Genomic DNA, 24,058 nt, shown 5'->3' on the forward strand with positions numbered 1-24,058 from the left:
TTGGGCCCTCGGCGCTGACGGAGGCCATGGGCATGCTCAACCACCATTTCGCAGCAGCCGCCTGATCGGCGCAGAGCGACAGCCTACCTCTGACTGCCGCCAATCTTTGCAACAGAGCCCGATTGACGACGCCGGCACCGGCGCTGGTGTTGTTGCGTTCCAGTGCGGTCGTGAGGTCCTGGAATGTGATGCGCATGGCCGCCATCCGCTGCACATCGGGAACGACGAGATATTCCTTGGTGTAGCCGCCAAGGGAGTCGACCCCGGCCAGCCCCTCCGTGCTCTTGAGCTGGGGCGTGACGATCCAGTCCTGGACGGTGCGCAGGTAGGTTGCCTTGTCCGCGTCGCTGACGAGGTGTTCGCCTTCAGGCGTGATGTAGCTGCCGTCGCGCTGCAGCCCGGGCTCGCCGTTCCGATGACGCACCTGATCCAGCTCACGGTACTCAACGGTCCACATGAAGATGTCGCCGAGCCCGGTCGCGATCGGTCCCATTTCGGGGTTTACACCCTCGGGAAGATCCTCCTCCGCGGTCCGCAGCCGCTCCGCCACTTGCTGACGGGCAAAGTAGATATCCGTCTTCTCGGTAAAGACGGCCGTGACCTGAGCGAAGCCGTTGCGGCTGAGCGAACGGGTATATTCGAGGCCGGGGATGCCGGCGAGCGCGGTTTCGACCGTGAACGCGACCTGCTTCTCGATCTGGTCGGGTGAGAGGGCAGGGGCGACGACGTTGATCTGCACCTGGTTGTTGGTGATGTCGGGAACAGCGTCGATCGGAAGCTGGCGCAAGGCGCCGATCCCGAGCAGAGCCGCGGCGACGGTGAGAAGTAGGACAAGCCAGCGTTTCTCGACGGAGAGGGTGACGATGCGACCGATCATGGCTCAGTCCTCGTCCCCGCCTTCGCCCTTGCCGAGTTCGGCCTTGAGCGTGAAGCTGTTGGTAGAAGCGATCCGCTCCGAGCCGGTGAGCCCGGACGTGACGACGACCTGACCGCCATTGGTGCGCCCCAATGTCACTGGTGTCGCCCGGAACCCGGTCGGGGTACGCACGAAGACGAATGACTTGTCATCGATCATCTGCACTGCGGCCGATGGCACCGCGACGGTGCGATCCCCGGTCGCGGGAACGAGGATCGACACGTTCACCGTTTCGCCGACACGCCAAGTGCTGCCGGCATTGTCGAGCGTGACGATCACCGGCACCAAACGCGTCGTTTCGTCCAGAATGGGAGACACGAACGTGACGCGCCCCTCCTGACGGCGCCCCGCGGCTGTCACCTCGACGCGCGCGCCGGGCTTCACCCGGCCCGCATCGCTAGGCACCAGCGAAGTTGCGACCGTGACCTTGGACAGATTGGCGACCCGGAAGAGCTCGGCATCGGCCGCGACTGTCTGCCCAAGCGTGGCCGAGCGCGCGATCACCTGACCGGCGATCGGCGAGCGCACCGCGATGCGGTTGAGCGCACCGCCCCCGCTGCCGGTTGCGGACAATTGCTGCTGCGCCAGGCGAAGCGCAATGCTGGCTTCCGTGGCGGCGGTCCGCGCCGCAACGAGATCCTGTTCCGGCGACACGCGCTCGGCGAACAGTCGCTGCTCGCGACGAAGGTTCGATTGCGCGAGGGCGGAGCGCGCGCGAGCGGCCTCTACCTCTGCTTTGAGCGACGCCGCTTCGCGGCTTTCGATAATGGCGAGCGGATCGCCGCGGCCTACGGATTGTCCGAGATTGCGGGTCAGCGATACGAGACGACCGCCTACCGATGCCGACACGACCTGTACGCCCTGCGGATCACCCTCGATCGTTGCCGACAGCTCGATCGCACCGGCGACGCCACCTACCGTAGGTCGCGTAACCTCGATCCCAGCGTCGGCGATCTGCGGCGCGGATAGTGTGACGACGTCCTTCGGACCTTCCTTGGCCTCGGCACCTTCCGTCTTTTCTGCTCCGGCTTTTTCATTGGCCTCGCCGCTGCTGCCGGCCCCGCCACATCCGGCAAGGATGAGGGCCAAGGTCACGGGCGCCAGCGCCCGCATGATGATCTTCGTCATTAATTGGTTTCCTCGGGGGAGGGCGCGGCGGCAACGAGCCGTTCCAGGCGTGCCTTTGCGTCGTGGTAGGTGGCGAGCGCGTCGATCGCGGCGGTGCGCGTCTCGGACAGGGTCCGTTCGGCATCGAGCAAATCGAGCTGGCCGAACTTGCCTTCGCGGTAGCCGATCCGGGCGATGCGAGCGGCCTCCACAGCCGATGCTAGCACCGGACCGCTCGCATTGCGTGCGGAGGTAGCGGCATTCGCGACCTCCGCCTGCGCGTTTGCGATGTCCTGCGCCGCGTCCAACTCGGCAGCACGCCGTAGGGCCTGCGCCTGATCGCTTTGTGCACGCGCTTGGGCGATAGCTGCCCGACCGTTGTTGAAAACAGGAAAGGGGATGGAGACCCCGAAAACTGCGGCGACGTCATTGGTCGCCTCGAGCCGTCGCGCGCTCGCGCTCAGCGTCACGTCTGGAACGCGCTGCGAGCGAGCAAGCCGAACCTGTGCCTCTGCCGTCGTGGCGTCAGCACGGGCGGCAGCTAGCGCCAGCGTGCCGTCGGGCTCGATCGGCCTCGCAGGTCCGAAACCCTCGACACGATCATACCATACGAGGTCCAAGGACGCGGTCACGGGCTGGCCGATCCGCCGCGCAAGATTATCTCGCGCCACCTCGGAAAGCCGTTGGGCTCGCTCTACGGCCGTCTCTGCGTTGATGCGCAGCACATCGGCACGCTGCTGTTCGAGCGGTGATGCACGCCCCGCCTGCACGCGAACACCGGCTGCGCGTAGTGCTTCCCGAGCGATGCCGGCCTGTTCGCGAGCTGTAACGAGGCGGCGTTCGGCCGACGCTGCCTGGATGTAGAGCTGGGTAACGGCGAGCCGGAGATCGGCCTCTGCCAACACCGTTCCGATGCGCGCCCGATTACCGATCGCGTCTGCGACGGCGATGCGTGCAGATCGCTTGCCCCCAAGCTCGATCGGGAGCGACAAGCCGGCTGTCGTTTCTGCACTGCGCAGACCGCGATATTGGCCGCTTCCCGCGACGTTCTCGGTTTCAGCAACGATCGACGGGTTGGGGCGGTAGCCGGCAACGGTACGCCCCGCCTCGGCCGCTCGCACCCCTGCCGTGGCCGCTTCAAGGCTAGGCGCAGTTGCGCCGGCGAGCGCCAACGCCCGTTCGAGCGTGAGCGGGGGACTGGTCGATGCTGGCTCGGAAGATTGCGCGTGCGCGATCGATGCGCACGACGCCACGGCCAGTAAGGCCGCGATAATACGGGACATGGTGACGAACTCCTGGCAAACCTGGGATGCCGCACGCGATCGGTGCGGCGGATTAGGTGGTCGTCAGGCTTGGGGCGGTCTCAATGCTGGGTCCGAAGGCACCGGCCCCATCGGATCATGGTTCCAAGACCCATGGGCCATGGGCAGCCCATCGACGGAGGCGACGAGACCTGCCTCAAACGGTACACCAATGTGATGGCCGTGGCAGCCACCATGATGGTGCGGGTAGGACTTGTCAGCATCGGCCGGCACTTGGTCCCCGTCACTAGCGCTATGCTCAAGCGCGCTGGCGGCGGTGAAATCAACGCATCTCACACCTTCGGTCGCGTGCGCGACCGATCCCAGCCCGAGCGACAGCATGAGCATCAAACAAAGGAACAAGGCAGTAAGCCGATGCATTGGCCTTCGCCGTAGCAACTTAACGACTCCCATGTAACGGCTGCCTGTAATCCGAAGGAAGAGGTGTCGGCCCGGATCGCAGTTCGGAGCGTGCCTGACGCATAATCTGAAAGCCGCCCGACAGCCCCAGCGCTGCGATCAGCACGGCGACCACAAGATCAGGCCACGCGCTGTTGAGGCCGAAGACGCCCCCCGCAGCCAGTACCACAGCGATGTTGCCAATCGCGTCGTTACGCGAACATATCCAGACCGAACGCATGTTCGCGTCGCCGCTGCGAAAGCGATACAGCATGACCGCGACCAAGGCGTTCGCGACCAGTGCAGCAACTCCTACGATACCCATAACCTCGGCATGGGGTACAGTGCCGTGGAGCGCACCCCAACCCGCCGCGAGCAGGACATAGAGCCCTAGCAGGGCAAGCGTCGCTCCTTTCAGCATCGCTGCGCGCGCGCGCCAGGCTATCGCCATCCCGGCAACACCAAGGCTGATCGCGTAATTGGCGGCGTCACCGAAGAAGTCGAGCGCATCGGCCTGGAGTGCTTTCGATCCGCCCGTAATCCCAGCGACGATTTCGACCCCAAACATGCCGCCGTTGATGGCGAGCGCGATCCATAAGGCGCGCCGCCACTTAGGGTCGTTTAGGGTGCCCGCCTTGTCGGACGCGCAGCTCGTGCAGGCCATATTTGCCACCTCTGTAGAATCGATCTGGCAGCCTATATGCATCCTCTAGTCGCTAGAGGGTCAAGCGCTGTGTCTGAGAGATTGACGATTGGAAAGCTGGGCTCGGCGACGGGCACCAAGGTCGAGACGATCCGCTATTACGAACAGATCGGCTTGCTGCCGGCGCCAGCGCGGTCGGCCGGCAATTACCGGACCTATCAGGGCGAGCACCTGCGGCGCTTGTCCTTCATTCGTCGGGCGCGCGATCTCGGCTTCTCAATAGATCAGGTTCGCGAGTTGATGGGGCTCGCCGATCGTCGCGAACAATCCTGCATGGCCGTGAACGTCATCGCCAACCAGCACCGGGATGCGATTACGCGGAAGATTGCCGATCTTACAGCTCTCGCGGGCGAGCTCGACACGCTGATCGAATCCTGTAGCCGCAACACCGTGGCCGACTGCAGGATCATAGAAGCCTTGGCTCCGAGCCTGCATAGCGGCTGAGACGCAGCGCCCTCCACTTCGAAGTGTGCCACGTGGCACACCCTGCTTGTCCCGTAACGAAAGAAGGCCGCCCCTTGATGCCATGGGCAACAGCGGGGACGGCCATATTGCCTACCCTATAAGCAGCGGGAGCCGTCACGCATAGGTTGAAACGCTGACAGTCCAGATAAACCAAAGGCCGCCCTTTGGGCGGCCTTGGCCATTAGTTCCCTAGCGGGAAACGGACTCTCCTTGGGAGGACGCCGCGTATGCCGTGACATAAAGGGGAGAGCAATGAATGGTCAACTAACGGCGGTCATGTTCAAGAACTGGCGGCGTCGCAGGGTCATGCTGTCCTGGCCTCTCAATCGGTCCTCGAAAGCACGAAGACGCATCTGCTGGCGATTTCCAATCCCTTCATAAGCCTCCTACAAACGAGAACGAGCTCCCGTTTCGTGCTTTCGAGGACCAAGCAAGCGCTTGAACCTGCCCACGGAAGGATGGCACACGATCAGGACCCTTCAGCCTGAGAGCGTCAGACCGAGTCGTCAGGCCTGTAGAGGCTACTTATAATCGACGGCATGAGGGACGGTGGGACGCCCTCGGCCAGCATCATTGCAAACATTTCGTCTTCGTTGGCCGTTGGCGCCATGTTCTCGATGATGAGATTTGCCCGGGCATCAGCTAGATCCTCGCGCCACAAGGCGATTTGGACGGCAGTACCCCGTTCAAAATCCATCGCGCGGATGCACCGGCGCATATGCTCAACATCGATCTCAGCCATCGCCGGCTATATCGCTCGCGCGCGGTTTCGTATGCAACAAGCTCGACAATCCGCCGCCTACTTTTAATAAGCTGCGGCGAGGCTCAACACCGTCTCAGAACCCTTTCTCATAATTGCGCAACGATGCGTCCACGGCAAGCAGTAGCCGGGTGACGCGTAGAAGCATGAATTGCGGGAATGCCGCCACGCTTGCACCAAGCGCGGAGATCGATCCTTCGCTTCCCGAACGTCCGCCAGTTTGGGCGCGTGTCCATTCTGCTGCATACTATCTATTTAGCGATAACCCTGATTCCCGCTAAAAACATGATGGCCAGATCTCCCGCGATCCTGTCGGTTGTCCTGAAACGGTGGACGCACACGGCGGGCGTCTCCTAAGGTCCGTCCACTCCTGAAACAGTGGACATTCTCCTCAAAAGAGCGGACGCTCGCCAAGCTGGATCAGCCGAGGCGTCGTACCATGCGAACCGCGGACCTGAAGACGGCGAGCGACGCTGACTGGGCAGAAGCGCACCGCCGCGAGAAGATCATCCGCCCACTTGCTGCCTTGGCTCGCGTCCCGGGCAACGCAGCTGCCGAAGCGCTGGATCAGCTCGGGCTCGGTCGCGCCCGTTTCCACGAACTTCTTCAGCTTTATCGGGCGTCGCCAGTCGCCGCTTCGCTGTTGCCGCGCCCACGGGGGCGGGAGAGGGGAGAGCAGCGGCTCTCATCTGCTGTCGAGCAGTTGATCTCCCGAGGCATCGCGGAGTGTTACCTCACTCTCGAGAAGCCAAGTGTGCAGGCGCTCCGCCGCTGGCTCCGACATGAGGGGCAGAAGATCGGGCTGAAGGTGCCCAGCACCAAGGCGATCCGAGCGCGATTGGACAGACTGGTTCCTCAGACCGTCATGGCGCGCAGGCAAGGGTCGAAGGCCGCTGCTGATAAATGGGAGCCGACGCGAGGCGTGTTGGAAGCCAGCTACGCGCTGGAGCTCGTCCAATCGGACCACACGCTGGTCGACGTGATCGTCGTCGACGATCTGTATCGCAAGCCGATCGGTCGGCCGTGGCTTACGCTGATGGTTGATATCGCGAGCCGCACGGTACCGGGGTTCCACCTCGATATGCTCGCACCCTCGGCCGTGTCGGTCGGCATGTGCATGCGTCAGGCTGTTCTCCCCAAGGGCGACTGGTTGGCCAAGCGCGGCATGGAGGCACCTTGGAACAATCAGGGTCTCATGGATCGGCTACACCTCGACAATGCGCGCGAGCACCGATCCGACGCTCTGAAACGCGGCTGTCGCGTCCACTCGATCTCGCTCGAGTATCGTCCGGTTCGGCGTCCGCACTTCGGCGGCCATATCGAGCGGCTGATAGGGACGGTGATGGGCGCCGTCCATCTTCTGCCCGGCACGACGTTCTCCAACGTGGCGGAGCGTGGCGACTATGACTCCGAAGCCGAGGCGTGCATGACGCTTGGCGAGTTGGAGGTCTGGCTCGCCGCACAGATCATCGGGCCATACCATGCGGAGCGGCACCGTGGCATCGGCATCCCGCCGGCGCTCGCCTGGGGTGAAGCGATGGACCGGCGACCGGAGCTGGTCCGCCTGCCGGTCGATCGCGCCAGCTTCCTGTTCGACTTTCTGCCTTGCGAGGCACGCGCGGTGACCCCGCATGGCATCGAACTGTTCCATACGCACTATTGGGATGACGCGCTGTCCTGCTGGTATACGCGACCTGGGCAGACGATGCCGATCCGATGGGATCCGCGTGACCTTTCTCGCATCTGGCTTGAGCTCCCGCATGGCGAGCACCTTGAAGTGCCCTATCGTGACCTCCGGCGGCCGGCCATTACTCGCTGGGAACAGAAGGAAGCGGTTCGCGGCTTGCGCGAGCGCGGTCAACAAGCGGTCGACGAGAGGCTGATTTTTCAGGCGGTGGAGACGCAGCGGCTGATCGTGGCGGAAGCCGCTCACAAGACGAAGGCAGCACGGCTCGCTCTCCAGAGGACAAGGGCGGCTCTGGCCGATGCACGGCGCGCCAGGAGCAGCGGCAAGCCGACCGTTCAGGAGGATAGACCCACAGCTCTGCTGAATATCACGGAAAGGCGCGAGAGTGGTGATCGGCAGACGCTACCCTACCTCGTCGAGGAGATGCCCCGATGAGCGACCTCTCGCACCTCGCCGAGAATTACCGTGAGCGCGCGACGTGGGCCGACAAGGAACGGATCGCCTGGATTCGAATGGATCGATGGCTCGGCTTTCCGAAGGCGGAAACCGTGCGAAAGACCCTGGATGCGATGCTACGCTACCCGCCGCGCACGCGCATGCCATGTCTGCTGATCTACGGCCAGACCGGGATGGGAAAGTCCCGCATCGTCGAGCGCTTCGAGGCAGAGAACCCGCGTGGGTTCAACGATACAACGGGAACGGCGACGATCCCGGTCGTGGCCGTTCAGCTGCCGCCGCAGCCGACGGATGGCGAGTTCTACGGCGAGGTTCTCGAGAAGCTCGGCGCCGGCTTTGCGGGTCGCGGCGACGTCCAGCGAGCGCGGCAGCTCACCCGCCGGCTCATGGGGCAGGTGGGCGCTCGGATGCTGATCCTGGACGAGATCAACCACATGCTGGCCTGCACACCGCGCCAGCAGCGCGTCTTCCTCAACACACTTCGGTACCTGGCCAACGACCTGCAGCTACCGCTCGTCTGCACCGGCAACCATGAGGCGCGCGCGGCGCTGCTCACGGACGCGGCGCTGGCTGAGCGGTTCGACGCGGTTGAGCTCACCCGATGGCAGAACGACGAGCCGTTCCGGCTGCTGATGGTTACGCTCGCTGCGATCCTGCCCCTGCGCAGGCCATCTCAGCTGGAAGAGGAGCGATGCCGCACCGCTATCCTCGACCTCAGCGACGGGAACACCGGCCGCATCTTCCGGCTTGTTGAAACGCTGGCCGTGCGAGCAATCGAGAACGGCACCGAGCGGATCGAGGTCGGAGACCTCGACGCGGACGATCTCGTGCTCCCCTCCGTCAGCATGAAGGCGTTGGCCCAGCGGCGTGGACGCGGGCGGGCGAAGGCGGCGGCAGCTTGAGCCATGACTGGGATGGCGATGCCGATCGCGCCTCGTCCTCGTCCCGACGAGTTGCCGTCGTCCTGGCTCGGGCGGACGGCGACCTGCTACGATATGTCGGTCGCCGAGTTCCGGCAGGTGCTATGGACGACAGGTCCGAGCATGAAAGCACGGCCGGATGTCGAATGGACTCTACACGAGGCGAAAAGCGTCGCAGCCGGTCTACGGGTCGCATTGGAGGCAGTGCTCGACCTCGGGCTTAAGCGCCGCTGGCCGGGACTCGCGGTGGACTGGTTGCCCAGCACGGACGGCTTCGGCCGAGCGCGAGGTGAGCTCGATCTGGCATGGTGCCGCCACTGCCTTGCCGAAGCGCACGAGGCTGGTGGAGCTTATCTCGAGGCAGAGGCGGCGCTGCCGCTCGTCTTCTGTCATCGCCATGGCGCTTGGCGTCAGGACTACTGTCGGCGTTGTCGGCCGAGTCACTCGCCGCGGTTCACCTGGTCGGTCGGCATCGAGCTCGTGTGCGGAGATTGCGGCACGCCGCTCAGGGCGAGCCGCTGGGCGCAGCCGACGCCAGCGCCCTATTTCGAGCCGGAGGAAGCGGGCGCGGCGCTCCCAATCCTGTTCGCATTCGACGGCGAGGTCCGCAACGCACTGCTCGGCCATCCCGCACGCTTGCCAGGGATTGAGCCGGTGCCGGCTCGCCAGTTCCTCATCGTGCTGCGCGATTTTACCCGGGCACTGCTGGCGCCAAGCCTCTTCAGGACCAGTTACATCAACCTGTTCGACTGTCCCTTGCTTCCGATCATGCCGGAGCACAAACCGCGGACCTGGGACGAACAGCCGTACCATGAGCTTTCGCCATCCGGTCGAGCTCACGTTCTGAGCGCTGTGGCAGCGCTCCTCGCCGGCGAGCCCGTCAGCCGCCTGATGTCGGGCGCACATCTGCCTTTCCGCGAGCACCAAACGCTGGAAAAGCTTCTCCATTACGTGCCCCGCTGGGTGCAGGCATCGCTGATCCGAAGCAGTGCGGGCTGGCCGGCGCGCCTGCGCGCTCGCGTGGATGCCCATCACCGACAGACGGGTATGGACGTGGACGACGTTCTGGCGCAGTTTGATGCGTGGCGGGCCGAGCGCGAGCAGCGGCAGCGGACGTCGCTGATCGGGTGATCGCGATCTCGCCGGGGGCACGTAAGTGCCCATAGCGGATCAGAAATTTGCCAGTTCGATAATATGTATTATGTAAAGTCGAGGGAATTTTCCTGAGGCTTTCTTTGTTCCCGATCCCTCTGAATGAGGATGCGTTACCTCACACTCCGCTATATCCTGGCTCTGTCTGCATCGCGGACAAGAACGGATGCATCGGCGCGCGTTCACGCTTTAACTATGATTTGGTTCCGGCGCTTCCCTCAAGTTTTGGGTTCGCCTAAACTGGAAGCAGGCCGTGCAGTGGTTAGCCCGTTGAGATCACCGGACGAGCCATCCCGAATGAACGCCTCTCTCGCCATCAGCATGCCCGAGTTGAACATGGCCGAGCGCACCCGGGCGTTCGCATGGGACCGCACGCCCCTGGGTCCGCGCAGCACTTGGCCGGCGGCCCTTCGCATCTCGGTCGATGCCATGCTTGCCTCGCTCCATCCCATGTGCCTGATCTGGGGGTCGGAGCGCATCCTGCTCTACAACGACGGTTATGCCCCCATCCTGGGCAGCCGGCACCCCGACGCGCTTGGTTACCCGACCGCGGAGGTATGGCCCGAACTATGGCCTGACCTGGAGCCGCTGATCGAGGGGGTGTTCCGGGGCGAAAGCGTCGCCTTCCGGGATCAGCCGCTCACCATGACCCGCAACGGGTTCACGGAGGAGACGTGGTACGACTTCGCCTACTCGCCCGTCTGGGACGACGAAGGCGAGGTCGCGGGCCTGATGAACATCACCTCCGACAGCACCGCGCGCGTGAAGGCGAAGCGCGAGCGCGACGCCGCGACCGCCGAGGCGCAGGAAGCGGCGGTGTTCATGCGCAGCGTGCTGGCCGCCTCGACCGACTGCATCAAGGTCGTGGAGCTGGACGGCACGCTCTCCTTCATGAGCGAAGGCGGCATGAAGACGATGGAGGTCAGCGACTTCAACGCCGTCGCCGGATGCCCCTGACCGAACTTCCTCAAGGAAGGCGGACCCGCCTACGCGAAGGAGGCGATCGAGGCAGCCAAGCGGGGCGAAACCACGCACTTCGAGGCGCCGGCCGATACCTACCTCGGCACCGCCAAGCATTGGTCCATCTCGGTATCGCCCATTCCCGGGCTGGATGGGGAGACCGCCCGCATCCTGTCGGTGTCGCGCGACCACACCGCCCTGGAGCAGGTGCGCCAGCAGCAGCAGCTCCTCAATGGCGAGCTGGCGCACCGCATCAAGAACATCCTGACAATGGTGCAGTCGATCGCCAGCCAGACGATGCGCGACGCGCCCTCGCCGGAGGAGGCATCGGCCGACTTCGCTCCCGCCTCGCCTCCTTGGGGCGTGCGACCGACGTGCTGACCGCATCGTCATGGCAGGAGGCTGGGCTGCACGAGGTGCTGGATGCCGGCCTGACGGCGGTCGCCGGGCAACGCGACCGGATAAAGATGGAAGGCCCGCGCATCCGGTTGAACTCCCAAGCCGCTCTGGCGTTGACCTTGGCCCTGCATGAATTGGCGACCAACGCCACCAAGTATGGAGCGTTGAGCAACGAGACGGGCACGGTGATGATCCAGTGGCAAGTGAGGGATGAGGAAGGTGGCCCCCACTTCTCCTTCCTCTGGCAGGAGCAGGGCGGTCCGCCGGTGTCGGCGCCGACCCGCCGGGGGTTCGGCTCCCGCATGATCGAACGCTCGCTACGTGGCTATTTCCGGGGCGATACCACGTTGAGCTACCCGGTATCTAGCGCCGAGTTCCGGATCGAAGCGCCGCTGGCAGGTGCCGGCGAGGCGATCGGCGCATGACCATCGAGCAAGCCGAGCGGGCGCGAGCCATCCTGATCATGGAGGACGAGGCGTTCATCCGCTACGACCTTGTGGACTTCTTCGAGGATCGCGGCTTCGAGGCCGAGAATGCCGACCAGGCGATGCGCTGCTGGAAGCGAACGCCACGATCTGGATCGTGCTAACCGACGTTGCCATGCCCGGATCGATGGATGGCATGAAGCTCGGCCACTATGTCCGCGACCGCTATCCCCCGACATTGCTGGTGGTGGTGTCCGGCATCGTGAAGGTGCACCCGTCCGAGCTGCCGACGCGGGCGGCGTTCATTCCCAAGCCTTTCGATTTACGATCGATCCTACGCACGATCGACCGTTTAGCGGCGTAATGGAAAGTGAAGGGGCTTGCTGCTGCCTCCATGGCGACAGCGTCCGTGGATATTCCTGGCGCATCCATTCGGTTATGACACCAACCAAGCGGCGGTGGTTCTCCGAGAATGATGCGTTTCTGCGGCTCGTTTCCGGCGAGCAGCTTCACAGGCGTATTTTGGTAGTTTGGAGGAAATGGCGCTTGCACACCAAGCTGAACCCGCAGGTGCCTTCCTGCGCTATCGGGTCATCCCTGCTCGTTGAAAGATGCTCTCGATGCTGCGGGTCAAGGCGCCTGGCCACTGTTTGCTCGATATTGCCAACTCCACGACGATCTCCGGCCAATGTGCCAAGATTGGGGTACGCATTGGGATCGAGCGAGCCGACCGCTTCAGGCTGCCAGACAGCGATCGGCCGCGCGCTTCGTCCGCCAGCTTTGCAGCAGTTCGATCTGTCTCGTGTGCACCTCGTCGATAGATGGCGGCTCGGCCTGACAGATCGCATCGTCCGCAATGATCTGAGGTTCTGATCCGGAAGCCTCATCGCGGCTCGCGTGATCCATGAGTGCGCGCAGCATCTGCCGCCCCCTTACCACGCGGCTCTTGATTGTGCCGACAGGAACCTGCTCGATCGTGGCCGCTTCTTCGTAGCTCAAGCCCTCGATTCCAACGAATTGAATGCACCGCTGCTGCTCGGGCGTCAGGCGTGGCCACAGGCGGCGAACATCGCTCAACGTCACGACCGACTCCTGGTTTGACGCCACCGGAACGTCGTTGAGTTCGGCAGTCTCGCCCACTTGTACCGTGCGTCGACGACGTACATGCGACAGAAACGAATTGCGAAGAATACGGAAGGTCCACGCCTTCATGTTCGTACCGGCTTCAAATGATGCGCGGCTGCGCCACGCCTTCAGCACGGTTTCCTGAACAAGATCCTGTGCAGCATCAGGATTTCTGGCTAGCGATCGTGCATAGCTTGCCAGCATGGGCATCAGGTTGCTCAATGCAGCGCCGAAATCAGCCCAGTCCTCGGCAAGTGGATGTTGTTCGTAGTCCGGCTGTTCCACACGCAAGGCCCTCGTTCGATCTAACCAGGGTGCGGTTTATACACCAGCCGGTTTACTTATAGAGAACACCCCCTCCCCCTGGATTGTTCCGTCGTTCACAGATGAAGCTCGAGGGGCGGTCTCAGCGCGCGCTAGACGGAAGGCAGAAACCGTGAATCCGTCACATCGGGCGATGGCAGGTCAGCGCCTCCGCCTGCTCGCGAACCAGGCCCAGCTTGCGGGCAATACCGCTGACGCCATCAATATCGTGCCGACAACATCATGGTCACGCTGAAGGATCGCGCCGGCGACCAGCATTCCGGCAGACAGGACGTTGGGATCGGCGCGCCGGAGCGAGGCCGGGGGTGAGACTGCGCGTTTGTGCAACTCGATCGGCAGCGCGCCCGACCGTGCGACACGCTCCGCGAAGGTCACCAAATCGGGGGATACCGCGGCCAGCCGGCCAAGGCTTGTCGCCAGCCGCCGTCCGCCCCGCTTGAGTCCGGCCGGGCCGATCCGCTCGCGCAGAAGTTCGCGCGCGATCGGCGCGGCGCGCGCGGCGATGTCGAAGCCGGGATCGAGCCGTCGCACGAACCCTTCGGCGATCAACAGGGTGCGCAGCAGCAGGGCGAGATCGGGCGGCAGCGCCAGCCGGTAGGTTCGCAGCAGCGCGAATACACGGCCGAAGATGTCGGCTAGCTCGATCTGCTGGAGTACCGCCCCGCGGAATCGCCCAGTGAGCGCGTCGAGGTCGCGGGCCAGCGCCTGACGATCGACATCGGTTTCGCCGGACCATTGCAGCAGCACGTCCGTGACCGACCGCGTATCCTCGCTTGCGATCGCAAGGATGAGCGTGACGACCTCGTTCCTCCGGGCGGGGCTGAGCACGCCGACCGCGCCGAAGTCGATGAACGCGAGCGAGCGATCGGCAAGGACAAAGACGTTGCCGGGATGGGGGTCCGCGTGGAACCGGCCGTTGAAGATGATCATCCGCAGCACGGCATCCGCGTAGCGGCCGGCGACCTCCACGCCCCCCTCCTGCGCCCCGTCGATAATCTCGCGGACTGGCACGCCGTTGAGCCGCTCCTGCACGTTGATCCGGCGCCCGACCTGATCCCAGTAGAAGGCGGGCGTGCGGACGCCGAGCGGCTGCAGGAAGGCCCCGATGCTCTCGCAGGCTGCCGCTTCGGCACTGAGGTCCATTTCCTGCGACAGACTCTCCGCGAAAAACCGGAGCAGGTCGTCAGGTTTGAGGCGCCGTATCTCCGGCGAGTGCCTCGCGGCAAGCCGCGCGATGCGGCGGAGCAGCCGAAGGTCGGCATCGACTCGTTCCGCGATCCCCGGCCGGCGTATCTTGACTACGACTTCGGTTCCGTCGCGAAGGGTGGCGGCATGAACCTGCGCGATCGACGCCGCGGCGATCGGGTCGCGGCCGAAGCTCGCAAACACGTCCTCGATCGGGGAGCCGAGCGCGGCCAGGATCGTCGGCTCCAGCGCCTCGAACGGCAGCGGTGTCACGCGATCCTGCAGCGTTGCCAGCGCACGCACCCATTCCGGCCCTAGCAGGTCTTCACGGGTCGCGAGCACCTGCCCCAGCTTCACCGCGACAGGTCCAAGGTCCCGCAGCAGCGCGACGACCCGCTCGGGCGTACAGACGTCTGCCGGCTGCTCCGAGCGACCTGGCAGCAGACCCAGGCGAGCGGCCAAGCCGTTCAGCCCGTGGCGGCCCATGATCTGGATGAGTTCGGCAAGGCGCGCGCGCTCACCGAGTTGAGGCTCGTCGTCGTTGACGAGCATCACATGGTCCCTTTGTCGACGTGCCGCGGACGGCAGCCGTCGAGAAACAGATCAATCACGCGCAAGATACGTTCGCGAGCTGCATCGTCGTACGCGGGAGGAGACAGCCCGAGCGCCGCGCGGCGCATGGGCGCGACGACGACGAGCGTGACGAACTGCTCGGCAGCGAACACCGGGTCCGCCAGCGACAGCTCGCCCTTGGCATCGGCATGGGCGAGGATGGAGGCCACCCATTGGACAGCCCGCTGATAGCCGAAGTCGTGGATGTTCGCCGCGAGCGCAGGAAAACGCACCGCTTGGGCAATGACGACGCGTTCCATCGAGGCGATCCGAGGCGTCAGGAGCCACTCGAGCAGGCGATCGGCGATGACGCGAAGGCGCGATGCAATGTCGGGTTCGTCGCTGCCGGAGGGTTCGAGCGCGCGCAGCTGCGTATCGATCTCGTCCAGGATGACAGCCTCGAACACGCGAGCCTTGCTGCCGAACCGCGCGTACAGGGTTCGCTTGGAGATGCGCGCCTGTTCGGCGATCATGTCGGCACTGGCGCCGTCGAAACCGTGCTGGAAAAACAGCTCGCGGGCGCTCTTGAGGATATGCGAAGTCAGTCGGAGCGCGTCCTCGGTCGTCGGTCTGCCCATCTTCCCTGGGCGCCGGCTCTTCTTCTCGTCATCGCTCAATCTCGTTCTCCTGGAGCGAGGGTAGCGCGATCCGGACCCGTTGACGAGGATCACGCCGGGACGGTCGGTTCCTCGCCTGCCAGCCCGCTCTCCGACCAGAGTTGTCCTATCGTGTCGCGGTCGATCACTGCCGCGACCCCGGCTTGTAGGTCGGGAGGGACGGTGCACCCACACCCAGCCCTTCCTGATCGAGGCGAACGGCCGTATCTCTGACAGCGCCTGCCTTCTTCCTTGCTGAACGAACGGTTTCACGCAGTTGGGCCTCTTTCACGGTCGCGCTGCGGATCGTGGGTCGAACAGCCTCGACGCGAGCCGTGAGACGCACGGCTCCGCCACGGGCATTCAGCAACGCACGGTTCGCCCTGGCGAGGACGGTTGCGCGGCTTTCTACCACAGCGCTCCCCAACCGTTCGGCGCTTTCGCCGGATCGCTGCAAGGCGTCCCCCAGGGCCACGACACGCCCGCGGGCGCCGGTAAGCGCGTCAGATGCCGCTCCAGCCTTGTCTGCCCAGCCTGCGGAACTCTCCGCGAGCGCCGCCAGCCGATCGCTGGCCCGCTGCTGTTGGGCGGCATCGAGGTTGCGCGACACGGAGTCGACTGTCCGGCTGATCTTGTCCACGAGCGCGACTGGATCCCCTCCCCCGCCAAGAAGCCCACCCTCCTTGGCGGGGATGATGGGAAGCTCACCGACCCTCGTCGCGACGATCGGGGATGCACCGGACTTTGCGCCGTCGAGACTGATGTTGGCCGTCCCTGCCAGTGCGGATCGCGCGATCGTTGCCTTGACACCTGTGACGATGGGGGTTCCCGGTTCGAGGCTGATGGTGACGAGAACCGCTGAGGGATCAGCTCCGTCAAACCGTATGGACGTGACATGGCCCGCCGGGACGCCCGAGAACGTCACTGGTGATCCCTTTTCCAGGCCGGCGACGCTCCCGGTGAAACGGATGAGATACGGGTTTCCGTCTCCACTTCGCGCATCGAAAAGCCAAAGGGTGAAGACGAGAAGCGTGCTCAGCAGAAGGCCGGTGACCGCGAGCACAAGGAATTTGTTGGATCGCGTTTCCATCGCAGGATGCAGACGTTAAGGCGAAGAAGTTTGTAAGTAAACCGTACCGTTTTCCTGTGCTTGGCTTGTGGACGCGGCGGGGAACAGGAATCGTCTGGGCAGGGAGGGGTTTTATGGTTGGAGACTTGAGCTTGCGACCGGGCGACATACCGTGGGGCAATCGGCTGGGCCTTGAGCTCGTTTCGATCGGCGACGGGCTCAGTTCGCTCCGGGTCGATTGGCACGCGGAGCTGGCGGACGAGGAGGAGGCGCTCGCGACCGGTGTGTTGACGAGCCTCATCGATCAGGCCTGCGGCGTTGCCGTGATGTCTCGATTGGGCAGACGGCTGGCGATCTCCACCCTTAACCTGAAGGTGGACCATGTGCGATCCGCCGAGGCGAGATGCCCCGCGACGGCGTGGGCTCACTGCTACGACGCGACCGAGCACCGTGCGTTCGTACGCGCCGAAGTCTGGGATACAGATCCGTCTCACCTGATCGCGACTGCCCAAGGCGTCTTTTCGATCAATCGGGCTGTCGCCCCATGAACGAAGGCGCGATCGGGGCCAGTACCGGGCGGAACGGCTTTGCGAAGCTACTCGGTACCATGATGACGCAAAGCGGTGAAACGTTCACGCTGATCCCCACGGAGGAGCTTGTCGGGAATCCCATTCTGCCCGCCTTGCATGGAGGCGCGATCGCGTCCTTTCTTGAGCTGGCCGCACAGCTTGCTCTCTCCCGCACACTCTCGCCAGGGCAGTCCTGCCGGCTGATCAGCATGAACCTTCAATTTCTCGCCCCGGTCAGACTGGGCGCAGTCAGCACGACGCCGACGCTGGTGCGCGTAGGGCGTCGTGTCGCAGTGGTGCATGCCGAAGGCGTCGAGCGAAACGGAACCGGAAAACTGTGCCTTGCGCAGCTGGAATTCGCCGTCGGACAATCCTCCGGAGACGAGGATCACACCCGACATTCCTGATTGGTTCAGCGGGCCGATCTCCAGAGAGCAAGGATGCTTCTGAGCGCCGTCGCGAAGGCGAGCGGCTCATCCAGCATCAGGTGATGGCGCGCGTTGGGCACCGCGACGATCGGGATCGCGCCGGCTCCCAGTTCGCGCAGATATGCCGCGGAATCCCTGCCGAAGAGCGCGCTGTGCTCGCCGTAGATGATTGCCAGCCGACCGGGCGCCGCGGCGACACGGCGACCCATCGTCATCCATTCGTCCGCCGAGTTGCCGCGCGCGAACACCGCGGGCGAGAACTTCCACGTCCACGCGTCCCCGTCCCGCCGGAGCGAATGATAGGCCATGTAGTCCATCAGGAACGGCTCACCCGCGGGCTGTGGCGGCGCGAGCACGTAGCGCGCGCGTGCGGTCGGGTAATCGGGATACCGGCTGGCGGGCTTGTTCGGGTCGCCCGAGCCGGGGCTGCCGCGTCCGCCACGCCAGTAGGCGGCAAGCGCCTCCGGCCGCATGATCATCAGGTCGCAGATGATCGCGCCCGCGAACCGTTCGGCCGCGATCGTCATCGCGGTCACCGCGACCCCCGCGCCGAAGCTGTGGCCGATGATCACGGGCGGCGCAGCACCGTCGAACAGCCCGGTCGCCTCCGCCACCGCGATCATCTCGCGCCCGCGGCCGTCACCATCGATCCCCACGCGCGCGTCGCTGTCGCCCATGCCCGCAAGATCATAGGCGACCACATGGTAGTCCGCGGCGAGCAACGGCGCGATAAACGCCCAGCAGCGCGCATGGGCAAGAAAGCCGTGCGCCATGAGCACGCCCGGCTTTGCGCGGTCGCCCCAGCGCAGGTAGTGGATCTGCGCGCCCTCTACGGTGACGAAGCCTTCTTCCCGCGGAACGGCCAGCGCATCGACGAACCAGTCCGGCAGGTGCGACCCGTCCTCGGCCCATATCGGGTCGATGTCCGACGATCCGGTAGCCTCGGCGGCGCTCATGCCGACAGCCGGAAACCGCTATAGCCCGCCTCGGCGACCGCATCGCAGATCTCGGCATAGCCGACCACAGACGGATAGTTGAGTAGCTGACGCGGTTTGCCTGGGATGTTCGCTCCCATGTACCAGGAATCGGCCCTGGGAAAGAGCGTCATGGCGGCGATCTCGTCGATGTGGCGCGCCCATGCCGCGTGCGCGTCCGGCTCGGCCTCGAAGCGGGACCACCCGCCCGTGCGCAGATGCTCGAGGAACCGGACGACCCAGTCACCCTGCACCTCCGCGGCAGTCGGACCATTGGAGAAGCCGGACGGGCTCTGCGGGCCGTAGAGGAACACCATGTTAGGGAAGCCCGAAACCGCGTAGCCGAGATGCGTGCGTGCGCCTTCGCCCCACGCGTGCGCCAGCGTCGCCCCGCCGCGCCCGCGAATGTCCATCTGCATCAGCCCTCCCGTCACTGCGTCGAAACCGGTCGCGAGCACCAGGACGTCGTGTCGGCGCTCACCGACGCTCGTGGCTATGCCGTCGGGCAGGATCCGTTCGATCGGCTCTTCCCGCAGGTCGACGAGTTCGACGTTCGGCTGGTTGAAGATGTCGTAATAAGTCTGCTCGAGCGACGGCCGCTTGACCCCGAACGGATGCGGCGGGTCGCTGGGTGCGAGCTTCTCCTGCAACGCTGGGTCGGTGATCCGCTCGCGCACCTTGTCTCGCCAGAAATCGTAGGCCAGCCGGTTGGCGCGCTCGTCCACCAGGATGTCGGCGTAGTTGCCGACCCAATAGTGGAAGCCGCCCGCCGCCCACAGCCGCTCGAACGCCGCGGTGCGCTCCTCGCTTGACACCTCGAGCGCGGACTGGTCGAGCCGCAGGATCTCGAACCCGCCGCTGCTCAGTCGGCGTTGACGGAAGATCTCGGGGTAACCGGGCTTGGCCTGCTCCTGCTCAGCCGCGGTCAATGGGCGCTGGCGCATCGGCAGAGCCAGTATAGGTGTGCGCTGGTAGATCGTCAGCTGCGCAGCCTCGCGTGCCGCCTCCTGAGCGACCTGCACACCGCTCGCGCCGGTCCCGATGATCGCGACGCGCTTGCCGCCAAAGTCGATGCCCTCCTGCGGCCAGTGGGCGGTGTGGTGGGCCGGGCCGGCAAAGCTGTCGAGTCCCGAAAGTGACGGGATGTACGCCTTGGCCGCAAAGCCGGTACACGGTAGCAGATAGCGGGTGGTCAGCCGCTCTCCATCGGCGAGTTCCACTCGCCAGAAGCCGGCATGTTCGTCGAACACGGCGGAGCGCATCCTGACGCCGAGCGTCATTGCAGGCCAGAGGTCGAGAACGTCGCAGGCATGTCGGAAATAGCGACGCAACTCGCGCCAGCCTGGGAAGCGTTCCGACCAGGTCCAGTCGCGCCACACCCGCTCGTCCGAGAACTCGTAGATCGGAACATGCGAATCGACTCGCGCGCCAGGGTAGCAGTTCCAGTACCAGATGCCGCCCGGCTCCGCCGCCGCATCCACCAGCCGAACGTTGAAGCCGTTCTCGCGCAACTTCCCGAGCAGGTAGATCCCGCTGAAGCCCGCGCCGATCACCAGCGCGTCGATGTCGGGCACGCCCGTCATCGCGCAGCGACTGCCGCGACGGCGATGTCGGTCGCCGCCTTGTAATCCGCCTTGCCGTTCGGCGCGCGCAGCGGTCGGTCCGTGACGACGATCGCTTTGGGCGTCTTGTAGCCGGCGAGCGCGGCGCGCACGTGAGCGCGCACCGCCGCCTCGTCTACTGTCGCCCCCGGTGCGGCATGGACCACCGCCGTCACCGCCTGGCCCCATTTCTCGTCGGGCACGCCGACCACAAGCGCGTCCGCGACCGCTGGATGCGTCTTCAGCACCTCCTCCACCTCTTCCGGATAGACCTTCTCACCCGCCGTGTTGATGCACACGCTGCCGCGCCCGAGCAGCGTCAGCGTCCCGTCCGCGGCGACGGTGCACCAGTCGCCAGGCATCGAGTAACGGACGCCGTTGATGGTGCGGAACGTCTTCGCGCTTTTCTCCGGATCCTTGTAGTAGCCGATCGGGATCGCGCCCTTACGCGCGATGAAACCGGGCGTGCCGCTGCCCGGCACGACCGGCCGGTCATGCTCGTCGAACACGTCGCACAGCCCGCCGATGGTGAAGCGTGCGGTCGCCGTCTCGCCCGCCGCGCTGGTGACCGACAGGCCGAACCCCAGCCCTTCCGACGCGCCGAAGCTGTCCATCAGCACGACTTGCGGGATGTGCCGGATCAACCCAGCCTTCACCTCGCGGCTCCACATCACCCCGGATGAAACGATCGTGACGAGGCTGGACGTGTCGTAGCGCCCGGGCGCGGCATCCAGCGCGGCCAGCATCGGCTTGGCGAAGGCGTCGCCGACGATCGCGATCGATTCGACGCGGTCGCGATCGACCGACCGCCACAGCTCGTCGGCATCGAACGATTCACCGCCGAGCGTCACGATGCAGCCGCCGCTCATCAGCGTGCCGATGGACGTGATGAAGCCGGTGCCGTGCATCATCGGGCAGGCGGGCATCGTACGCCGGCCCGGTCCGTCGCGCGCGGTCAGCGCCGCGGTTTCTGCAAGGTCGGCGGGCGTCGGCCCCATCAGCCGCTGCGCGTCGAGTTGCGCCTCGCGCATGTCGGTGTGCCGCCACATCACGCCCTTCGGCATCCCCGTCGTGCCGCCGGTGTAGATGAACAACTCGTCGTCGGGCGAGCGCGCGATGCCGAGCGGCGCGCCGTCGCCCTCCCGCGCGAGCGCCTCGTAGGGCAGCGCGAACGAGGCGCGCTCCGCCTCAGGACCGATCTCCACGAAGGTATGCACCTTGCCGAGCCGGCCGTGCAGCTCCTCGATGCAGGCGCGGAACTCGGCGCTGTAGACCACGACCTCGCTGTCGCTGTCGTCGAAGATGTAGAACACCTCGTCGGGCCGATAGCGGTAGTTGATGTTGACGTGGGTCAGGCGTCCCTTGAAGCACGCCGCCATCAGCTCGCCGTATTCGGGCCGGTTGCGCATATAGAAGGCGACCTTGGCGCCCGGTCCCGCGCCCCGCGCACGCAGCGCCCGCGCGATGTTGTTTGAACGGCGCGCCATCTCGGGCCAGGTGATGACCCGGTCGCCGTGGATCAGCGCGGGGGCGTCGTGGGGCATTACGGGCTCGATCGCGTCGAGGATGTCGCCCAGGTTCCACTGCGTCATGCCTGCTGCTCCTCGTCTCAGGCGGCGCGTTTGCCCCAGCCCTGCAGCGCGGCCGCCTCCGCGCGCACGATCTCCGGCCCGCCGAGCAACTGCCGGTCGAAGCCGATGCGCTTGAACCAGTAATGGAGGCCGAGCAGGTCGGTGAACCCCATCCCGCCGTGGACCTCCGTGGCGGTACGCGCGACGAATCGGCCCACCTCCCCGGTGTGAGACTTGGCATGACATGCCATCAGCAAAGCCTCATCCGGGACCGCGTCGAACGCATGCGCCGCGTACCAGACGAGCGATCGGCACGGCTCCAGCCGCGCCGCCATCTCGGCGCACATGTGCTTGACCGCCTGGAAGCTGCCGATGACGCGCCCGAACTGCTCGCGCTCCCCGGCATAATCGACCGCCCGCGCGATCATCACGTCGCCCGCGCCCACGCTGTCCGCCGCGAGCAGCACGCGGCCCGCGGCGACAAGCCGGTTGGCGGTCCCGCCGTCGTCCTCGCCGAGCGGCTCGGCCGCGACGCCGTCGAGCCGCAACTCTCCCACCGACCGCGTGAGGTCGATCGTGGACAGCGGAAGGCGTTCGAGCCCGTCCGCCTCGCCGGCGACCAGATGCAATTGGCCGCCCTGGTCGGCGATGACAAAGGCATCGGCGTCGGCGCTGTCGAGCACGAACAGCGCGGAGCCGCTGAGCGTGCCGTCCGCGGCCGTGACGCCGCCGCCGTCGCGACGGTTGACGACCTCGGTCAGCCCGACGCCGAAGCGCGCGCTGCCGTCGGCAATGCGCGGCAGCCAGCGCGCCTGCTGCGCCGGCGTGCCGGCAAGCCGCAGCGCAAGCGGGGCGAGGACGCAGCGCGCCACGAACGGCACCGGCGCCACCGCTGCGCCGAGCGCCTCCGCCACTACTAAGGCATCGAGCAGGCCCAGGCCGAGGCCGCCGTGCTCCTCGGGCACCATGATGCCGGAAAGGCCAAGCTCGGACAGCGCCGCCACCACCGCCGCACTGACGGCATGGCCGCCCTCCGCGACCTCGCGGACGTGATCGAGCGGGCAATGTTCGCGCAGCAGCCGATCGACCGCGTCGCGCAGCATCCGCTGCTCGGGGGAAAGACCGAAATCCATCTATGCCGCCCCCGCCTTGGGTGCGCGCGCGTGCTCCAGCTTCGGCTCGCGCGGCATGCCGAGCCCCCGCTCGGCGATGATGTTCTTCTGGATCTGCGCGGTGCCGCCGCCGATGATGAGGCCGAGCTGGAACATGTAGTTCCACTGCCAGCTTCCGCCCGCCCGCTCGCGCCGGCTGCCGCCGTACAGCAGGCCGAGCTCCCCCATGGCGTCGATCGCCAGCGCCGAGATCTGGTGCGCCAGTTCGCACGACTGGAGCTTGACGATCAGCTTGGCGAGGCCGCCGGGTTCGCCCTTCAGCGAATTGGACAGCAGCCGCAGGCCGTTGAACTTCATCGCCGCGACTTCGGCCTGCAGCGCCACCAGCCGGTCGCACAATGCCGCGTTGTCGATCGCGCGCACGCCGTCGATCCGTTCATCGTGCATCAGCTGCACGAGCGCGGCGAGGCGATTCTCCAGCGCCGCCGGGTCGCCCAGCATGCCACGCTCGTAACCGAGCGTGGCGTTGGCCACCATCCAGCCCTGCCCGCGCTGGCCGACGATCTGGTCCACGGGCACGCGCACGTCGGTGAAGAAGGTTTCGTTGAACTCGGCGTGGCCCGTCATCGTGCGCAGCGGGCGCACCTCGATCCCGGGTGTTTTCATGGAGAAGATGAGGTAGCTGATCCCCGCATGCTTGGGCGCGTCCGCTTCCGTCCGCACGAGGCAGAAGATCATGTCCGCCTGATGCGCGGTGCTGGTCCAGATCTTCTGCCCGTTGATGACGAACTCGCCGTTCTCCTCGCGCGCGCTGGTGCGCAGCGCCGCCAGATCAGAGCCCGCGCCCGGTTCCGAATACCCCTGGCACCAGACGATCTCGCCGCGCAGCGTCGGCGCGATCCAGCGGCGCTTCTGCTCCTCCGTGCCGAGCTCGAGCAGCGTCGGAACGAGCATCGAGATGCCCTGGTTCGACAGCCCGCCCGGCACGCCCGCCGCGGCGAACTCCTCGGCGATGATGCGCGAGGTGAGGATGTCGGGTTCGGCGCCGAAGCCGCCATATTCGCGCGGAATGGTGCGCGCGGTGTAGCCGTGTTCGAGCAGCAGCTGCTGCCACGCGACCGCGTCCGCCCCGGCGCGCTGCGCCGCGCCGGGCGCGGCCGGGGCACGGTGGCGGTTCTCGGCGATGAACGCGCGCAGCTCATCGCGGAACGCCTCGTATTCCGGGCCGTAACTCAGGTCCAT

The 24,058-nt window shown here is 65.6% G+C and carries 22 protein-coding genes and 2 pseudogenes; 10 read left to right on the forward strand and 14 right to left on the reverse strand.

Annotated elements, in window-relative coordinates:
* Positions 1–136 precede the first annotated feature (136 nt).
* From Q4610_RS17310 to Q4610_RS17325, 4 genes and pseudogenes are all read right to left on the reverse strand, one after another.
* Positions 137–877, reverse strand: a pseudogene (locus Q4610_RS17310) (efflux RND transporter permease subunit); the annotation flags it as partial.
* Between the two features lie 3 nt (positions 878–880).
* Positions 881–2,044, reverse strand: coding sequence for an efflux RND transporter periplasmic adaptor subunit (locus Q4610_RS17315; RefSeq protein ID WP_304537229.1), 1,164 nt, complete (start codon positions 2,042–2,044; stop codon positions 881–883).
* The gene (locus Q4610_RS17320; protein ID WP_304537230.1) at positions 2,044–3,306 is read right to left on the reverse strand and encodes a TolC family protein; all 1,263 of its coding nucleotides are present in this window, start codon (positions 3,304–3,306) and stop codon (positions 2,044–2,046) included. Before Q4610_RS17320 ends, Q4610_RS17315 begins: the two co-directional genes overlap by 1 nt.
* A gap of 418 nt (positions 3,307–3,724) precedes the next feature.
* Positions 3,725–4,387 (reverse strand): cation efflux transmembrane domain-containing protein, encoded by a 663-nt coding sequence (locus Q4610_RS17325; protein WP_304537231.1) that lies wholly within the window; start codon positions 4,385–4,387, stop codon positions 3,725–3,727.
* A 36-nt stretch (positions 4,388–4,423) separates the two neighbouring features.
* Between Q4610_RS17325 and Q4610_RS17330 the strand changes: the two genes are divergently transcribed.
* A complete protein-coding gene (locus Q4610_RS17330; RefSeq protein ID WP_304537232.1) occupies positions 4,424–4,870 on the forward strand; it encodes a MerR family transcriptional regulator in 447 nt (148 codons plus the stop codon).
* 514 nt (positions 4,871–5,384) lie between these two features.
* On the opposite strand, the gene Q4610_RS17335 is transcribed toward Q4610_RS17330, so the two are convergent.
* Complete coding sequence (locus tag Q4610_RS17335; RefSeq protein WP_304537233.1) at positions 5,385–5,633, reverse strand: hypothetical protein; 249 nt, start codon at positions 5,631–5,633, stop codon at positions 5,385–5,387.
* A gap of 457 nt (positions 5,634–6,090) precedes the next feature.
* On the opposite strand from Q4610_RS17335, the gene Q4610_RS17340 reads away from it, so the two are divergent.
* The 7 genes and pseudogenes from Q4610_RS17340 to Q4610_RS17370 all read left to right on the forward strand — a co-directional run bounded on the left by Q4610_RS17340 (position 6,091) and on the right by Q4610_RS17370 (position 12,014).
* Entirely contained in the window at positions 6,091–7,773 is a 1,683-nt protein-coding gene (locus Q4610_RS17340) for a Mu transposase C-terminal domain-containing protein (protein WP_136451943.1), read from the forward strand.
* Positions 7,770–8,696 carry a TniB family NTP-binding protein gene (locus Q4610_RS17345; protein WP_136451942.1) on the forward strand — a complete coding sequence of 309 codons (927 nt, stop codon included), beginning with the start codon at positions 7,770–7,772 and terminating at the stop codon, positions 8,694–8,696. Before Q4610_RS17340 ends, Q4610_RS17345 begins: the two co-directional genes overlap by 4 nt.
* A 3-nt stretch (positions 8,697–8,699) precedes the next feature.
* Positions 8,700–9,845 carry a TniQ family protein gene (locus Q4610_RS17350; protein ID WP_136451941.1) on the forward strand — a complete coding sequence of 382 codons (1,146 nt, stop codon included), beginning with the start codon at positions 8,700–8,702 and terminating at the stop codon, positions 9,843–9,845.
* A 318-nt stretch (positions 9,846–10,163) separates the two neighbouring features.
* On the forward strand, positions 10,164–10,823 hold the full coding sequence (locus Q4610_RS17355) for a PAS domain-containing protein (RefSeq protein WP_066780665.1): 660 nt from the start codon (positions 10,164–10,166) through the stop codon (positions 10,821–10,823).
* Between the two features lie 300 nt (positions 10,824–11,123).
* Positions 11,124–11,650, forward strand: a pseudogene (locus tag Q4610_RS17360) (HWE histidine kinase domain-containing protein).
* On the forward strand, positions 11,647–11,814 hold the full coding sequence (locus Q4610_RS17365) for a response regulator (protein ID WP_304537234.1): 168 nt from the start codon (positions 11,647–11,649) through the stop codon (positions 11,812–11,814). The pseudogene Q4610_RS17360 and the gene Q4610_RS17365 overlap by 4 nt, the downstream one beginning before the upstream one ends.
* Complete coding sequence (locus Q4610_RS17370) at positions 11,808–12,014, forward strand: hypothetical protein (protein WP_304537235.1); 207 nt, start codon at positions 11,808–11,810, stop codon at positions 12,012–12,014. Before Q4610_RS17365 ends, Q4610_RS17370 begins: the two co-directional genes overlap by 7 nt.
* 371 nt (positions 12,015–12,385) lie before the next feature.
* On the opposite strand, the gene Q4610_RS17375 is transcribed toward Q4610_RS17370, so the two are convergent.
* The 4 genes from Q4610_RS17375 to Q4610_RS17390 all read right to left on the reverse strand — a co-directional run bounded on the left by Q4610_RS17375 (position 12,386) and on the right by Q4610_RS17390 (position 16,582).
* Positions 12,386–13,060 (reverse strand): sigma-70 family RNA polymerase sigma factor, encoded by a 675-nt coding sequence (locus Q4610_RS17375; protein ID WP_231023664.1) that lies wholly within the window; start codon positions 13,058–13,060, stop codon positions 12,386–12,388.
* A 180-nt stretch (positions 13,061–13,240) separates the two neighbouring features.
* Positions 13,241–14,836, reverse strand: a complete 1,596-nt coding sequence (locus tag Q4610_RS17380) for an ABC1 kinase family protein (protein ID WP_085811333.1) — start codon at positions 14,834–14,836, stop codon at positions 13,241–13,243.
* Positions 14,836–15,513: a TetR/AcrR family transcriptional regulator gene (locus tag Q4610_RS17385; protein WP_231023661.1), complete on the reverse strand. Its 678-nt coding sequence runs from the start codon at positions 15,511–15,513 to the stop codon at positions 14,836–14,838. Before Q4610_RS17385 ends, Q4610_RS17380 begins: the two co-directional genes overlap by 1 nt.
* 124 nt (positions 15,514–15,637) lie before the next feature.
* Positions 15,638–16,582 carry an MlaD family protein gene (locus Q4610_RS17390; protein WP_046408735.1) on the reverse strand — a complete coding sequence of 315 codons (945 nt, stop codon included), beginning with the start codon at positions 16,580–16,582 and terminating at the stop codon, positions 15,638–15,640.
* Between the two features lie 131 nt (positions 16,583–16,713).
* Between Q4610_RS17390 and Q4610_RS17395 the strand changes: the two genes are divergently transcribed.
* Together Q4610_RS17395 and Q4610_RS17400 are read left to right on the forward strand one after the other, a co-directional pair.
* Positions 16,714–17,109: a PaaI family thioesterase gene (locus tag Q4610_RS17395; protein ID WP_168770733.1), complete on the forward strand. Its 396-nt coding sequence runs from the start codon at positions 16,714–16,716 to the stop codon at positions 17,107–17,109.
* Positions 17,106–17,537 carry a PaaI family thioesterase gene (locus Q4610_RS17400; RefSeq protein ID WP_052742494.1) on the forward strand — a complete coding sequence of 144 codons (432 nt, stop codon included), beginning with the start codon at positions 17,106–17,108 and terminating at the stop codon, positions 17,535–17,537. The genes Q4610_RS17395 and Q4610_RS17400 overlap by 4 nt, the downstream gene beginning before the upstream one ends.
* A gap of 5 nt (positions 17,538–17,542) precedes the next feature.
* Here the strand turns inward: Q4610_RS17400 and Q4610_RS17405 are convergent, their stop codons facing one another.
* The 5 genes from Q4610_RS17405 to Q4610_RS17425 are packed head-to-tail and all read right to left on the reverse strand — an operon-like array spanning position 17,543 to position 24,058.
* On the reverse strand, positions 17,543–18,514 hold the full coding sequence (locus tag Q4610_RS17405; protein ID WP_046408737.1) for an alpha/beta fold hydrolase: 972 nt from the start codon (positions 18,512–18,514) through the stop codon (positions 17,543–17,545).
* Positions 18,511–20,115 carry a flavin-containing monooxygenase gene (locus tag Q4610_RS17410; protein ID WP_046408738.1) on the reverse strand — a complete coding sequence of 535 codons (1,605 nt, stop codon included), beginning with the start codon at positions 20,113–20,115 and terminating at the stop codon, positions 18,511–18,513. Before Q4610_RS17410 ends, Q4610_RS17405 begins: the two co-directional genes overlap by 4 nt.
* Entirely contained in the window at positions 20,112–21,725 is a 1,614-nt protein-coding gene (locus tag Q4610_RS17415; RefSeq protein ID WP_046408739.1) for an acyl-CoA synthetase, read from the reverse strand. Before Q4610_RS17415 ends, Q4610_RS17410 begins: the two co-directional genes overlap by 4 nt.
* A 17-nt stretch (positions 21,726–21,742) precedes the next feature.
* Positions 21,743–22,837 carry an acyl-CoA dehydrogenase family protein gene (locus Q4610_RS17420; RefSeq protein ID WP_066781966.1) on the reverse strand — a complete coding sequence of 365 codons (1,095 nt, stop codon included), beginning with the start codon at positions 22,835–22,837 and terminating at the stop codon, positions 21,743–21,745.
* Positions 22,838–24,058 (reverse strand): acyl-CoA dehydrogenase family protein, encoded by a 1,221-nt coding sequence (locus Q4610_RS17425; RefSeq protein WP_066781967.1) that lies wholly within the window; start codon positions 24,056–24,058, stop codon positions 22,838–22,840.

Origin of the sequence: Sphingobium cyanobacteriorum (assembly GCF_030580935.1) — a bacterium.
In the GTDB taxonomy this organism is placed as follows: Bacteria; Pseudomonadota; Alphaproteobacteria; order Sphingomonadales; family Sphingomonadaceae; genus Sphingobium; species Sphingobium cyanobacteriorum.

What these genes read in the sequence shown, in the direction of transcription:
- Q4610_RS17400 (WP_052742494.1), top strand. Translation starts at nt 17,106, where the DNA reads ATGAACGAAGGCGCGATCGGGGCCAGTACCGGGCGGAACGGCTTTGCG.
- Q4610_RS17325 (WP_304537231.1), bottom strand. Translation starts at nt 4,387, where the DNA reads ATGGCCTGCACGAGCTGCGCGTCCGACAAGGCGGGCACCCTAAACGAC.
- Q4610_RS17410 (WP_046408738.1), bottom strand. Translation starts at nt 20,115, where the DNA reads ATGACGGGCGTGCCCGACATCGACGCGCTGGTGATCGGCGCGGGCTTC.
- Q4610_RS17320 (WP_304537230.1), bottom strand. Translation starts at nt 3,306, where the DNA reads ATGTCCCGTATTATCGCGGCCTTACTGGCCGTGGCGTCGTGCGCATCG.
- Q4610_RS17340 (WP_136451943.1), top strand. Translation starts at nt 6,091, where the DNA reads ATGCGAACCGCGGACCTGAAGACGGCGAGCGACGCTGACTGGGCAGAA.
- Q4610_RS17405 (WP_046408737.1), bottom strand. Translation starts at nt 18,514, where the DNA reads ATGAGCGCCGCCGAGGCTACCGGATCGTCGGACATCGACCCGATATGG.
- Q4610_RS17420 (WP_066781966.1), bottom strand. Translation starts at nt 22,837, where the DNA reads ATGGATTTCGGTCTTTCCCCCGAGCAGCGGATGCTGCGCGACGCGGTC.
- Q4610_RS17380 (WP_085811333.1), bottom strand. Translation starts at nt 14,836, where the DNA reads ATGCTCGTCAACGACGACGAGCCTCAACTCGGTGAGCGCGCGCGCCTT.
- Q4610_RS17415 (WP_046408739.1), bottom strand. Translation starts at nt 21,725, where the DNA reads ATGACGCAGTGGAACCTGGGCGACATCCTCGACGCGATCGAGCCCGTA.
- Q4610_RS17330 (WP_304537232.1), top strand. Translation starts at nt 4,424, where the DNA reads ATGCATCCTCTAGTCGCTAGAGGGTCAAGCGCTGTGTCTGAGAGATTG.
- Q4610_RS17355 (WP_066780665.1), top strand. Translation starts at nt 10,164, where the DNA reads ATGAACGCCTCTCTCGCCATCAGCATGCCCGAGTTGAACATGGCCGAG.
- Q4610_RS17350 (WP_136451941.1), top strand. Translation starts at nt 8,700, where the DNA reads ATGACTGGGATGGCGATGCCGATCGCGCCTCGTCCTCGTCCCGACGAG.
- Q4610_RS17345 (WP_136451942.1), top strand. Translation starts at nt 7,770, where the DNA reads ATGAGCGACCTCTCGCACCTCGCCGAGAATTACCGTGAGCGCGCGACG.
- Q4610_RS17315 (WP_304537229.1), bottom strand. Translation starts at nt 2,044, where the DNA reads ATGACGAAGATCATCATGCGGGCGCTGGCGCCCGTGACCTTGGCCCTC.
- Q4610_RS17365 (WP_304537234.1), top strand. Translation starts at nt 11,647, where the DNA reads ATGACCATCGAGCAAGCCGAGCGGGCGCGAGCCATCCTGATCATGGAG.
- Q4610_RS17425 (WP_066781967.1), bottom strand. Translation starts at nt 24,058, where the DNA reads ATGGACCTGAGTTACGGCCCGGAATACGAGGCGTTCCGCGATGAGCTG.
- Q4610_RS17390 (WP_046408735.1), bottom strand. Translation starts at nt 16,582, where the DNA reads ATGGAAACGCGATCCAACAAATTCCTTGTGCTCGCGGTCACCGGCCTT.
- Q4610_RS17335 (WP_304537233.1), bottom strand. Translation starts at nt 5,633, where the DNA reads ATGGCTGAGATCGATGTTGAGCATATGCGCCGGTGCATCCGCGCGATG.